This window comes from Halorubrum sp. SD683 (assembly GCF_002135045.1).
In the GTDB taxonomy this organism is placed as follows: Archaea; Halobacteriota; Halobacteria; order Halobacteriales; family Haloferacaceae; genus Halorubrum; species Halorubrum ezzemoulense.
Map to the genome: position 1 here is coordinate 112880 of NZ_NEWJ01000001.1, position 12580 is coordinate 125459.

The 12580-nt window shown below is 58.6% G+C and carries 15 protein-coding genes and 1 pseudogene; 3 read left to right on the forward strand and 13 right to left on the reverse strand.

Annotation, left to right across the window (positions count from 1 at the left end):
- Positions 1-114 precede the first annotated feature (114 nt).
- Both B9G49_RS17280 and B9G49_RS00615 read right to left on the reverse strand, forming a co-directional pair.
- Positions 115-488: pseudogene (locus B9G49_RS17280) on the reverse strand (universal stress protein).
- A gap of 7 nt (positions 489-495) precedes the next feature.
- On the reverse strand, positions 496-816 hold the full coding sequence (locus B9G49_RS00615; protein ID WP_086214993.1) for a hypothetical protein: 321 nt from the start codon (positions 814-816) through the stop codon (positions 496-498).
- Between the two features lie 138 nt (positions 817-954).
- Between B9G49_RS00615 and B9G49_RS00620 the strand changes: the two genes are divergently transcribed.
- Positions 955-1878 carry a MarR family transcriptional regulator gene (locus B9G49_RS00620; RefSeq protein ID WP_086214994.1) on the forward strand — a complete coding sequence of 308 codons (924 nt, stop codon included), beginning with the start codon at positions 955-957 and terminating at the stop codon, positions 1876-1878.
- 37 nt (positions 1879-1915) lie between these two features.
- Here B9G49_RS00620 and B9G49_RS00625 read toward each other — a convergent pair whose 3' ends face one another.
- The 4 genes from B9G49_RS00625 to B9G49_RS00640 form a co-directional block, all read right to left on the reverse strand.
- The gene (locus B9G49_RS00625) at positions 1916-2350 is read right to left on the reverse strand and encodes a PIN domain-containing protein (protein WP_086214995.1); all 435 of its coding nucleotides are present in this window, start codon (positions 2348-2350) and stop codon (positions 1916-1918) included.
- Positions 2351-2602 carry an AbrB/MazE/SpoVT family DNA-binding domain-containing protein gene (locus B9G49_RS00630; protein ID WP_086214996.1) on the reverse strand — a complete coding sequence of 84 codons (252 nt, stop codon included), beginning with the start codon at positions 2600-2602 and terminating at the stop codon, positions 2351-2353. It abuts the gene before it with no gap.
- Positions 2603-2693: 91 nt separating this feature from the next.
- On the reverse strand, positions 2694-3515 hold the full coding sequence (locus tag B9G49_RS00635; protein WP_086215195.1) for a hypothetical protein: 822 nt from the start codon (positions 3513-3515) through the stop codon (positions 2694-2696).
- Positions 3516-3700: 185 nt separating this feature from the next.
- A complete protein-coding gene (locus B9G49_RS00640) occupies positions 3701-4363 on the reverse strand; it encodes a helix-turn-helix domain-containing protein (protein ID WP_086214997.1) in 663 nt (220 codons plus the stop codon).
- 100 nt (positions 4364-4463) lie between these two features.
- Here B9G49_RS00640 and B9G49_RS00645 point away from each other — a divergent pair, with 100 nt between their 5' ends.
- The gene (locus B9G49_RS00645; RefSeq protein ID WP_086214998.1) at positions 4464-5378 is read left to right on the forward strand and encodes a glycosyltransferase family 2 protein; all 915 of its coding nucleotides are present in this window, start codon (positions 4464-4466) and stop codon (positions 5376-5378) included.
- 105 nt (positions 5379-5483) lie between these two features.
- Here B9G49_RS00645 and B9G49_RS00650 read toward each other — a convergent pair whose 3' ends face one another.
- Both B9G49_RS00650 and B9G49_RS00655 read right to left on the reverse strand, forming a co-directional pair.
- Positions 5484-6269, reverse strand: coding sequence for an ABC transporter permease (locus B9G49_RS00650; protein ID WP_086214999.1), 786 nt, complete (start codon positions 6267-6269; stop codon positions 5484-5486).
- A complete protein-coding gene (locus B9G49_RS00655) occupies positions 6262-7179 on the reverse strand; it encodes an ABC transporter ATP-binding protein (RefSeq protein WP_086215000.1) in 918 nt (305 codons plus the stop codon). Before B9G49_RS00655 ends, B9G49_RS00650 begins: the two co-directional genes overlap by 8 nt.
- A gap of 96 nt (positions 7180-7275) precedes the next feature.
- Here B9G49_RS00655 and B9G49_RS00660 point away from each other — a divergent pair, with 96 nt between their 5' ends.
- A complete protein-coding gene (locus tag B9G49_RS00660; protein WP_086215001.1) occupies positions 7276-7914 on the forward strand; it encodes a TetR/AcrR family transcriptional regulator in 639 nt (212 codons plus the stop codon).
- Positions 7915-8065: 151 nt separating this feature from the next.
- Here B9G49_RS00660 and B9G49_RS00665 read toward each other — a convergent pair whose 3' ends face one another.
- The 5 genes from B9G49_RS00665 to B9G49_RS00685 form a co-directional block, all read right to left on the reverse strand.
- Positions 8066-8992, reverse strand: coding sequence for an ArdC-like ssDNA-binding domain-containing protein (locus tag B9G49_RS00665; protein ID WP_086215002.1), 927 nt, complete (start codon positions 8990-8992; stop codon positions 8066-8068).
- 87 nt (positions 8993-9079) lie between these two features.
- Entirely contained in the window at positions 9080-9427 is a 348-nt protein-coding gene (locus B9G49_RS00670; protein ID WP_086215003.1) for a hypothetical protein, read from the reverse strand.
- Positions 9428-9558: 131 nt separating this feature from the next.
- Positions 9559-11229, reverse strand: a complete 1671-nt coding sequence (locus B9G49_RS00675; protein WP_198943779.1) for an ATP-binding protein — start codon at positions 11227-11229, stop codon at positions 9559-9561.
- Between the two features lie 213 nt (positions 11230-11442).
- Positions 11443-11664 (reverse strand): hypothetical protein, encoded by a 222-nt coding sequence (locus B9G49_RS16900; RefSeq protein ID WP_086215005.1) that lies wholly within the window; start codon positions 11662-11664, stop codon positions 11443-11445.
- Between the two features lie 82 nt (positions 11665-11746).
- Positions 11747-12580, reverse strand: coding sequence for a hypothetical protein (locus B9G49_RS00685; RefSeq protein WP_086215006.1), 834 nt, complete (start codon positions 12578-12580; stop codon positions 11747-11749).

Here is a 12580-nt window from a genome sequence, read left to right on the forward strand (position 1 = left end):
CCTACGGGTTGGTTTGATTTCACGTTTTAGGTCCACTCGTGAGTATTCGTCCAACAATATACAGAGACCGGGGTCGCGGAGTGTTCCTTGGTGTTGGTACTTTGGTCAAGGAGATCATCCGATGATTGTCACCGGGATCCGTGCTCGGCGGGTGACCGTTTCGGCAACACTTCCGAGAAGCGCCCGGTCAATGCCTGACCGCCCGTGGCTCCCCATAACGATCTGGTCGATGTCGTGGCTGTCAGCGTATTCGAAGATCTCACGCGCCGGTTTACCCACCGCTGTAACGTTATTGAGGGCAACATCGTATTCTGCCGCGAGATCCGTCGCTGTCGTGTGAATCTCGCTCGCTCCTGTGCGGTATCGTACCAGTCCTCTGCGACTGGCAAGCCGCCAGCCTCCACGTCGATCACCGAGTCAATCGGGTTAATGACGAAAATCGTGGTGAGAGCGGCGTCCGGGAACGTCTCGAGTGCGAACCAGCTTATCTGAACACTACCCGTCCGTGACCGGCCCTTTATATTGAGAACGGATATTTTCACCATCTCTCCACTGCCAGTAGTAGTAGCGATTGTCGTTGATCTCCTTGATCGTGGTCGTCGCTTTGGCAGGGACGTCGTCCGGGAGGCCGTCTGGCCGGTCCTCCATTTCTTCCTGGCCAGCCGACTCCTCGAGACGGGCCTCCCGTTCCTTGTGCTCGGCGAGCGCTTCAGCGTACGTCGCAACGTCTCGGAGCTGCTCCGGGTCCGACTCGTTGAGCGTGTTGACGATCTCCATCGGGAGGTTCGCCGGTGGGGTCGGGGGTTCGTAGGACATCGGCTACTCTCGTGTTAACCAACACGGCCCACGAATCCATAGTTTTGTTGGTTAAGACGGTGGAGACGGTTCTCGCGATTGCTGTCTGTAACACTACTCGAAACTTCTTTATATGAAAGTTTCGTGCTATGTTACACCGTGCTCCGGCGTATCGAACTCGAGGTCCTCGCCACGGTCGACCGCGGCGACACGATCTCCGAGCTCGCGACGAAGCTCGACCACAGCGAGAGTTACCTCTCGCGTGCCGTCGCCGACCTCGTCGAGAAGGGGCTCGTCTACACGGAACGCGATGGCCGGCGAAAACGAGTCGTCCCGTCGGATGCTCGCGCCGTCGAACTCTATCGGGACCTCGTCCGCCAGCACTCCCACATCGAGTTCCCTGAACTGCTGACCGGGAAAGCACTCGAGGTGCTGTACTACCTCGACCAGCCGCGAACCGTCTCCGAGATCGCCGACCGGAGCGACAACTACCGCAACACGGTCAACCGCGTCCTCAAGCGGTTTCGCGACCGTGGGCTCGTTGGGACGGCCGACGGCCATTATGACTTCAACGCTGACTTCGACCGCCTCCACGAGTTCGCCCGTGAACTCGCACACCATCTGCATCGTCAACGCCTCGAAGCCGTCGCCCCGAAGGGGACGATTCTCTGGGAGGACTACGACGAATTCCTCACCCAGACCGAGACGGAGATCGACGCGGAGCCGTTCCACGAAACAGGCCTCGCTCGATTCGCGGCCTTCGACCTCCAGTTTCTGCTCACCGGCCACCGCTACTACGTCTATTCCGAGGACCTCGACGCAGTCTCGCCGGCGGAGCTCTGCTGTCACACACTGTTAATCGACGACGGCAGCCGCCACCGCTCGTACTGTCTCCTCCTGCTCAGCCACGTCGACGTCGACGAGGCGGACCTCCGAGCGCAGGCGGCGAAGTATGGCCTCGAAGACGAAATCGACGCCTTGCTGCGCTACCTCGAGACGCACGGCGAGGTTGATGACGAGCAGCTCCCGGAGTGGGACGAGTTCCAGGAGCTGGCGGCTGACTACGAGGTGCGACTATCTTGAGACCGACCGTCGTCGCCAACCGTAGCGTCGGCGAGCGTCAATTTAGGTCGTAGGGATCCGTTGCCGTATCGAGCCGATAGACATCCTCGACTGCGTCAAAACCGTCGTCAAACGCATACAGGTAGCCAAGTCCTTCGGTTTGCATATACGCGACAAGGCAGGCATCGACGAAGGAGAGGGGTTCGTGTTGGCGAAAGAGGGCCTTCCCCGTCGCGAGAGCGTCGGTGGTGAGTGAGTCGATGTGGAAGCGGGCGTTTTCTTCGATTCGATCGAGGAGATCGACGGCTGCGTCGTGGTCGGCGTGGGTCGTGAGACCGTTGAGCGTTTCCGCGAGGACGTAGTCGAGGACGATTGCTTCTGGTAGCGTTCCATCGTCGATGCCCTGGAGTACGGGAAGCGCGGCATCGTGGGATCCATCCCGCCGGTATGCGGCGGCAAAGAGGACCGTCGTATCGACGAGAGCACGAGGCATCTACTCGACGTCGACGCCCCAGGCGTCGTGATCGCTCGTGACATCGGTCGGCTCCTCACCAGCGTAGCCGTCGAAGTCGGCGAACGTGCCCGTTTGCTGTTGGATCACTTGGACCCGAATGCTCCCGTCGTCTTCGAGATGCCACCGGAGCTGATCACCATCGTCGATATCGAGTTCCCGCCGAATCCGGGCGGGGATATTCGCTTGGTTTCCAGACACCTTGCTTTCGGCGTCAATTCTGTCGCTGCTCATACCTCCCGGTATGTGGCCGACCGTGAAAAGCCTAGTGTGCCGCCACACTACCCAGTACCAGAAGAGCCATTCCGACGAAGAGGATGGTGATCTACCCTGGGGTTGTTGGGAGCCGGCCGTCTGGGCGGGGAACGCGGCCCCGTTTGATCTCGTGATCGACGCGACGCAGGTGTTTGCAGCCGCCCTCGGGTGAGCGCTGCTGCCAGTCGGGACAGGAACACGACTCGTCGATGACGTCGACTTCGTACCGGTACCCGGACGCGGACTGCACCTCGTAGCGGCCACCTTTCGAGAGGAGCGAAACGTCCATCGCTTCGGCGACGGCACGCTTCGTGCGGGGCTCGAGATCGTCCTGTGACTCTGTGTTCTCCTCGACGACTAGCCGGTCGCGAACGTCGCCCGTTCGACCCCCGTCCGGAGCGACGGCTTCCGCAGGGCCGCTGAGCCGCTCGTGGAGCACTTCCTCCACCGGATGGCCCTCCGGCCACAGGTAGTGGACTTCGCGGCGCTCGCGATGGTCGTAGGAGCCGCACGCCGCTGCGCTCCCGGTCCAGACGCGCCAGGCACCGAGCGCGGCCATCACGTCGACGATGTCGTGGGGGACCGTCTGGTGGTCGTCCGGGAAGAACACTCGGAAGCGGGTACACGCCTCCTGCGGCGGGACGGTCTCCCACCAGTCTTCGCTGGAGCCCCAGCTGTCGTACATCGCGTCGTCGCTCCCGTAGCCGACGGTCACGCCGTCGATCGGCGTCCAGTCTGGTGGGAGGTGGTCCGCCTCGCCTTCGAGCACCCGGAGGACGGCGTATCGGAGGTACTCGTGGGCTTGGTTGTCTGTCGTTCGAGCGACCTGGTCGTGTTGCTTGGCAACGTGCTCGGCTTCCTTGAGGACCGTCGTGAGATAGGGCTCAGTCATCATTCGACGGGGGTCAGAATGCGCCTCCGCCCCTCGGCGGGCGCAGAAAAACTTCCAGTAGCTGATAGCCCACTTTTTCATTCAGGACGGAAGAGGAGATATTCTTCGTTGAACTGTTCGACGGCGGTGGGGTTTTCGTACGAAGAATATCTGCTCGAAGTCAGGTTTCCGAGATGATCGTCGCTTCAGTGGTCGATGGCGTCGATGTGGAGCGACGAGAATACGGTTGCTTCGATCTTCCGAAGATGCTCGCCGACGGTCGATTCTGAGAGCCCAGTCGCCGCAGCGACCTCGTTGTGGGTTGCCTCGCGGGGCTCCTGATAGTAGCCAAGGTAGACCGCCGCCTCGAGCACCTCGCGCTGGCGCTCGGTCAGTCGAGAGATGACGTGGCGGGGGCTGGGCGTGTACGGGCCGGTCCGCTCAATCTCGATCCTGACGCCCTCTGGCTGGTCAGCGAGCGCATCGGTGAAGACTGCTTCCGCTCCAATGTATGTCACTCGGAGGCCACCGTCGTCGGTGTACTCGATCGGCATATCGATCAGGTACGACGACTCGCGTCGGTTCTCCATGAGCATCCGGGTCAGATCGTCCGCCGTATAGCACGTGTAGGAGAAAAACCCGGTATCGTCGCCGGTGATCGAAAACTCAGAGACCGCCGGTGACTCTGACAGGATCCGCCGGAGCTCTTCGACGTCGCCACGCCCCTCCGCGAACATGGCGACAGTGTTGTCGGCAAGAAGTTCCATTCGGTGAATGGCCCGGTACTCGAGGCCGAGCTCGTTGATCCGTCGGTCGAGCTGGTTGATCCCCGCCTCCTTGGGGTAGGCCACGGCGATAACGTAACGCATGGGCCAGCGATAGGTCGCTACCGTATAAGCCGTACCTATAAGCGTCCATGGATCGCCGGCAGTGCACTCATCGCCCCCGGGCGAAAAGAGGCAACTACCAATGTCTGATTGCCCGCCGACGAGCGTCCTCCTGCCGACAACGAGGTGGACCGACGCGTGCGAGGAGCTGGCTGTCCAACTCGGAGACGGTGACGAACTGCTGGTCGTCCACGATGGTGCAGACGATCCCGTCACCGAGCGGGAGATCCTACCCGAGGGCGTCCATCTCGTCGCCGCCGGTGAACCAGAGGGCTGTTCGGGGAAGGCCAACGCCATCGCCGCTGGAATGGAGGCTGCGCGCCACGACCGCCTCGTCTGGACAGACGACGATTTCCACCATCCCCCGGACTGGCTAGCCACGATGAACGCGGACTACGAAGCCCGTGGGCCAGTATCGGAGGTGCCGTACTTCGTCGGACAGGATCCCCTATCGGTACTGCTCGAACCGCTATACGCCTCGGCCGGCTCGCTGGGCCTCTACCTCGGTAACCAGATCTGGGGCGGTGCAGTCATGTTCGAGCGAAACGATATCGAAGAGGCCGTGTTTCTCGACGAACTGCGGCGGACCGTCAGCGACGACGGCCTCCTCATGGAGTATCTCCAGGTGACGACGGTCGGCCGGACGCACATTGTTCCCATCGGGGGGACCATCCGCGAGGCAGTCGAGCGCCCGGTCCGCTGGACGCAGATTCTTCGGTGGCATTTCCCCGAAACCGTCGCCGGAATCTGCCTTGTCTCCTTGCTCATCCTCGCTGGGGCGATATTGGCCCCGCTCTACGCGGCGGTAGTCCTGACGGTGTTGCACTTCGGCGTCAACGAGGTCCTGGGCGTCCGTCGATGGACGGCCGTGCTGGCCTACCCATCACTGTTCGTGTTCGTCCCTCTCATCTTCTACGCGCTCGTCCGCCGGACGTTCGTCTGGGGTGGCCGGCGATACCGCTGGCGCGGGAAGTTCGACGTGACGGTTGTAGAGTAGCGACTTTACGATCCCATTTCGATAACCGTCTATCCGATGGGCAGAGAGAATGCGGAACGTCCCGCCGGCAGCCACCTCGAAACCGTGTTGAAAAAATCAGTTCTCTTAGATATCTCGTCGCTGGAACACCAGTTGGCTGACGACCAGCAGGGCAACGGCGACCAGGAGGAGTACCCCGGCATCTACTAACTGGTAGGCCCCATCGATGAGTATTGGCGTCGGCTCGTAGTAGTGCATCGGGCTCACGTTCTGAATCCATTCGTACCCCTCGGCGCTCTCTGTCACTGATTTGATGAGGAATAATGCAAAGACAAGCCCAATCGCGCCGCGTTTCGCGGTGTCTGCCCGGTCGAAGACCACCGAGAAGACGGTGCCAATTGCTGCACAGGTCAACAGATACGGAATAGAGAGTACGTGCACGAGCATCAGATGACCCACATCGATGGATTCGCCGATAGCAGCTGCGCCCCCGTAGACGACGACGGCGATGACGATGTTGACCGTGATGATCGGGAGCAACAAAGCGCTGAACTTCTCGAGCAGTAACCGCGACCGGGAGACCGGGAACGACAACAACAAGTCCATCCGGTCCCGTTCGATGTCACCAGTAATCAGGCCGCCTGCCGCATATGCGAAGTACAGCCCGAGTCCGAGTACCCAGACGAAGTTGTAGACTTCCGCCGCGAGAAAGCCCTCAATCGTTGCAATCGTCTCGATGCCGAACGCTTCGAGCATCGCTGGTGGCAGCGACTCCATCGCCTGTGTCAGGCCCTCGACGTCGAGCACCGAGAAGTACCAGATGAAGAACGCGACGAGGACGGCGATTCCACCTGCTAAGGCGGCTGTCCCGCGGAGTCGGCGGTTCGCCTCGTAGCGCGCGGTTTCAAACATTGGCACCCTCCATCTGCGGATTCGCTTCGGAACTGTCGGTTCCATAGAAGTGCATGAAGATGTCTTCGAGCGGTGGTTCGCGGATTTCGACCTCGTGGACATCGTGGCGTGCGAGTGCCTGAAGTAGTGGATTGTAGTTGCCAGCGTAGATGAACTGAATCTCCTCACCGACAGTCGTCATGTCGAACGCGCCGTCGAGATCGCTGAAGTCCACCTGTTCGCCGTCAGCGGTACGGACGTGGACGCGTTTCCCGCCCTGATCGAGGAGCGTGTCGATGTCCTCGAGTCCGACGAGCTGTCCGTCACGGAGAATGCCGACGCGGTCGCAGACACGCCGAACCTCACTCAATACATGTGAAGAGAAGAAGATGGTCGTGCCGCGCTCTCGCTCGCCACGAATGAACTCGTTGAACTCTTCCTGTTTGAGTGGGTCCAACCCCGATGTCGGTTCGTCCATGATGACGAGGTCGGGGTCGTGCATGAACGCCTGGACGATGCCGAGCATTCGCTTGTTCCCGGTCGAGTACTCGCGGATCGGGCGGTCAACCGGTGGCGTGAACACGTCGAGGAGTTCGTCCCGTCGCCGGTCGCCTTTGACCGACGCGTGGTAGTTGAGGACTCGTTCGCCGGTAACCTCCTCGTTGAACCCGAGATGCGCTGGTAGATACCCGATCCGTTGTTTCGCGTCGATCAGTGCATCTTCATTCCGTACATCTGCGCCGAGGACCGTTGCAGTGCCCGACGTTGGAGAGAGCAAGCCGAGCAGCGTCCTGATTGTCGTCGTTTTCCCGGCACCGTTTGGGCCGAGGAATCCGAATATTTCGCCATCTTCAACGGAAAACGACAGCGAATCGACGCCGAGGACGCCCCCGTAGTCCTTCGTCAAGTCGGTCACGTCTATCGTACCCATAGTAACTCGTTTACTCTATAACTAAATACGTTTTTTGGTCATAGGTTCATGACTAATAACCAATCTGGTTATGAGGTCCCAGGAAAAAGTACTGGTATGCCTGGTTTCAGCGACGAGGAACGGGGGCGGATTCGCGAACAACTCATCGAAAGCGGCCGGGAGCTCTTGCTCACATATGGGCCGAAGAAAACGACAGTGAAGGACGTCACAGACCCCGTTGGGATTGCAAAACCAACGTTTTACCAGTTCTTCGACGCGAAATCAGACCTCTACATCGAAATTCTCCAACGAGAACTTGAGGAGTATATGGAGAACGTACGTTCGGAACTCGAGGGTGTAGACGATCCCCAGAATGCGCTAGAGCGATTGTTTCGGTGCTATGCTGAGTTCGCTGAAGGAAACCCGTTCATTCAGCAAACAGTTATTCAGGGTAACTACCAAGAAATCATTGGAAGTGGTTCTGAAGAGCGACTTGAGGAACTTGTTCGAGCGGAAATGGCGGAATTCATCCCTATTATCGAAGATATTCAAAGCCGGAGTGACGGCCCGATCGCAGAGATGGCGCCACTCACAGTGATGGGACTCATGGGCTCCTCAGTAGGTCTGTTGGTACTCCATCGGGACGAGTACGAGCAGTACGAGGGACAATTAGAGGGAGTCGAGCATGGATACTATGAACAGATACAGGATGCACTGATTGCTACGCTCGCACGGGGATTAACAATCACAGAATAGCAGTAGCAGACTGGGAATACCGCAATTGAATTCTGTCAAATAGACACAGAGAGTTCCTGTCGAACACTTAGTCCCTATTGGGCCTGATAACTTCGCAGTAGGCACTCACCGAATCCAAACCCTCTATTGGTTAACCAAATTGGCGAGAGGGTCAGTCCTCGAGAACGTCGATGAGTTCTTCTGCCGTTTGACTGATCCGCCCAAGCCGTTCGCGAACGATCTCGGGGTCGTCCGTCTCCCACGGAGCCAGGTAGAACACTGACCCGGTAGTGTCGAGCCCGCAGTAGCGCCCGACGACGTAGGCGACTGCCTCGGCCTCGACTTCGCGTTTCGACCGTTCGGTGTCGTCGTCGACGTCGAAGTGGAGCAGGGCGTGGGCGTACTCGTGAATCAGCGTCCGCGCAAGGTCGGCCTCGTTCTCCCGATCACGCACCTCGACGAGCGGTTGGACGTCGACGAGGCTTAGCTGCTCGCAGATGCCCTTCGCCTCGCCGTGGGTCCACTCCTCTTCGGGAACGATTCGCACTGTCACGCCGAGCTCATCAGCGGCGGCAGTTAGCTGTTCGACGAGGTCACCGGCGTCGCCGGTCGCTTCCGTGTCTAGGTCGGGAAGCGGCTCGCCCTCGGTCTGGGAGACATCGAACACCGGCGCAGGCTTGAACCCCACCAGGCCCTCAGACCACTCCTCGGGCGGCGTCTCGTCGTACTCACAGTCACTGTCCTCGTGGTAGCTCGGCGAATTCTCGCACTCCGGGCACTGCTTGGTGATGATCGGCGCCCAGATCCAGATCGCCGACTCACCCTCCGTGACGTGGCGGTCGAACTCCTCCTGCCACGTCCGGTAGCCCGCCACCCGGCTCGCCTCGGGACACTGCCGCTTGATGAGGAGCGTGTTCCGATACGAGTAGTCGTGGAACCGACTCTGGACGTCAAGCCACTCCTGGAACTCTGAGCTGGCCTGCGCATCATCGACGCCGGCGACGAGGTCGTCGATCCACTGTTCGATAGTGCTGTTCATCTCGTCGGATCGTGTGTCGGTCTGGTCGAAGGAGACCGACGAGTCTCTGGTCGTAGCCATTGTGTGCACGGAATCGAGTTCACGGCGACTGCATCAGTTCAGACCGCGCCGCACCCCTCAGGGGCGTTCAAAAAACCGCTCTGTCGGTCAGCGGAGCTCGTGGCGTTCGTCCGCAAAGCCAACCGTAACGAGGTACTCGAGGAACTCGTCGAACCGCTCGACGTCACTGGGCGTGTCGGTCGCAAGGTGACGCGCCCACTCGATGGCCCACTGGAAGGCGGGATCCGTGCCGCCCTTGCCGTGTAGATACCACCAGCGAGCCGCTTTGAGAACCACTATGGGATTCGTCGGCGGCTGCTCACCGGCGAGCCCACGGGTGATAGACTCGATTTCGTCAGGGACGTCGGCGGAATCGACCTCCGCTGATTGCGTGTTGTCGATGTCGACCGGGATCTCGTCGATCGAGACGTTGTCAGGAGGCTGTTGTTGACTCACTGGAAGTCACCTCTGAGGGCTTTCGAAGGACCCTCGCCCTCTCCGAGGGCACGAAAAACAGGTTGCGAAGTCACGCCGACGGGAGGTAGAAATTCTATTGCCAGGGTTTCGTTTTACCCTATACGTCAAACCTATGATGGCTTATTCGATGGAGTATGAATTGGCAGTTCGACGACGAAGACTGAACCGGTTGGTTCGTTGTCTTCGACCCACACCTCACCACCGAATTGGTCAGTCAGGAGATGGACGAGATATAGACCAATCCCCGATCCTGGACTGTCCAATCCTTTCTCCCCTTTCCCGAAGATTTGTTCTTTCTGTTGGTCAGGGATGCCAGGCCCATTATCTGCAATCTGGTACCGGACAGTCTCTGAATTCTCTTCACAGGAGACGGTGATCTCAGGGGTCTCTTTGTCGTTGTGTCGGACCGCATTCTCGAGGATGTTCCGGAAAACCGAAGAAAGCATCTCGTTTGCCTGTACCGACACGTCACAGAGTTCACCCGATACGTGAAACTGCGCGTTCGGGAACGAATCACGTACTGCAGCGAGCTCAGCGTCAAGAAGTGGCTGAAGCTGGATTTCTTCTAATTCAGCTGTTCCTTCTTCCAAGAGTGATTCAACGAACTCACGTGCGACTTCTGTGAACTGAATTACGTGCTGGGACTTCTGTAACACTCGGTCCAGAGCGTCTTCCCCATCTTCATCGATATGGTCTTTGAGGATCTCGGCCCATCCGAGAATCACGGTCATATCGTTCCGGATGTCGTGCCGAACCACGCGATTTAGGGCCTCGAGTTGTTCGGTTTTCTCTTCGAGTCGCTGTCGATATGACTCGCGTTCAGTTACGTCGGTAACCGTCACTAATTGGCCGGTCGTTACCTCACCTGCTAAGAATGGCGTGCTCGACACGTCATAATGCCGTGTTTCACCATCCTGCGTAACTGCCAGGATATCTTGTTTGGTGAGATGATCTGCGAGTGCGGTATTCACAGCCTCAAGCGGTTCGCCAAAGGAATCCTCAAGGGCTGGGAAAAGTTTGCGAGCCGCTTGATTATAATCCTGGATCCGGGTTTCTTGGTCGAGGAAGATTGCGGGTTTATCTGACTCCCCGGTTAATCGGATTGCCTCAAACCGCTGTCTGTAGAAGAAGAGCGTTCCAACGGCAAAGAGGGCGACGCCGGGTGGCTCATACATTAATGGGAGCAGCCAGTCGACCTGACCGCCAATAATCGTTGCAACAGCTGGGAGGGCTGAGAGTCCAACGAGCACGACGAGCGGACGGCTGTCACTCCCAGTATGATGGAACCGCTCCATCAGTACGAAGAACCCGACAGCGATGGCGGCATATGATAGCCCCAAGACGATCCAGTAGAGCAGTTCGTGATGGATCACGAGGTGCGGGAATGGTTCTGTGACCCATTCCGTCGTAAAGTAGAGATTGTGGAGTGGATTCGTGACTTTGAGAGCGGTGAAAAAGAGGAACGTCCCGAGTATGAGGTTTCGGAATGGGGCGTGTCGAGGTGGCCGACCGGTATATGCAGCACAAAAGTAGAGCCAGGCCCCAACGGCGACGAACGCAAAGATGAAGCCAAATATATAGAAAGCGAGTTTCCCGGCACGCGTCGGTGCGAGAAGATAGCCAATGTACCCTCCAGACCACAGAGCAACGGAACCGAGGAAGACGATCAGTCCTTCACGTGTCTCCGGATGCTGTATCTTCCGTGCTTGTGGAATAGTCGCCACGCAGGCAATCGCAGATAGTGCGAAAATTATGACGTGACCTAGAAGGAGGGGATTCATTATCCAGATAAAGGGTTGTTTTCGGGGTATTAAATAACGGTTTGGAACAGCCCTCTTTCAGGGGATATCGGGCTTCTTCCGGCCACTAGGCATTCCTTCTCTCGGTCGATTCCCAGAGTTGGCGTCCAACTCATAAGGCTCCAACAGTACTGGTACAGCGGATTAACCAACAATAGGAAAACTCACGCGGAACCTGTTGGTTAAGAACGGGGCTTACTCTTCGTCCTCACGCAGCTCTTCAGCTCTCCATTCGAGCCGACGCAGAATCTGGGTCCGATTCTGGTGAGTGTTCTCGTACGCGACACACTCCCGGAGCGTTTCCATGTCGGGTATCGTTGCGATACCCGCGTCAATCAGCCGTGTATTCGGCGCTTCAAGCCGCTTCTCCGGTGGAAATTCTGCAGCTGATTCGGATTCATGTGACGAGTCTCCCATTCTGGATGCCTCCACCCTTTGACGGCGCGAAAGACCTCACAGAACACAGGAAGGTGAGGGGCTAGGGATTGCACCTCCCAATTCAGAAGACGCCGGCGATGAAGCCGAGTCCCATGACGACGAGAACGGTCGCTGAGAACAGCGGCAGGTACGGTGTGTACTTCTCCACCGTTTCTTCGTACTCCTGATACCCAGCGATGAGGAGCATCGTCAACCCGACGATCCCGACGATGACTGTCAGCGCATATGCGGTCATCAGTTCCAGACAGTACGTTGAACCGGCACAGAGCCCGATAATCTCGAACTCCTCCTCGTGAGCGAACCCGAGGACGAATGCGAACCAGGCGATTCCGAGGAGTCCGCGGTCGGCGTCAGTAGCTGGATCGGCTCCGTGCTTGTGGGAGTGCCCGCCGATTCCTCGAAGCCGAGTTTTTACCCGTTTCAGTAACCCATCCGAGGAGTGTTCTTGTGTGGATGATGTGGCGTGGTCGTGATGGCCTGACCTTCCCTCGGTCTGTGTATCGTGGTCGTGTCCGTGGCTGTGCCCATGTTCGTCCTCGTGCTGGTGGGAATGACCGTGTGTGTACTCTCGAACCCCGAGTCCGATGAGTAAAACGCCTGCAACAATGCTCACTGGCCCGCCGATGGTAATGCCGGCAAGAATCGAGATCGGCTCGTTCACTTGGGTCAGCTGAAAGTAGGATTTCGCGTAGAAGAACACGCCAACCATTGCCAGACTGCTGATGAGGTGGCCGATGCCGATTAGCGAGCTGGCGGCGAGTCCGTAAAGCCACTTATTGGATTGATCGAGTGCATAACTCGCGGCGACCGGCCATCCGTGTCCGGGCTCGATGCCATGCACGAATCCGAGCGCAATCGCGCCGACCAACAGTGGAAACGCCTCGCCGTGGAGCAT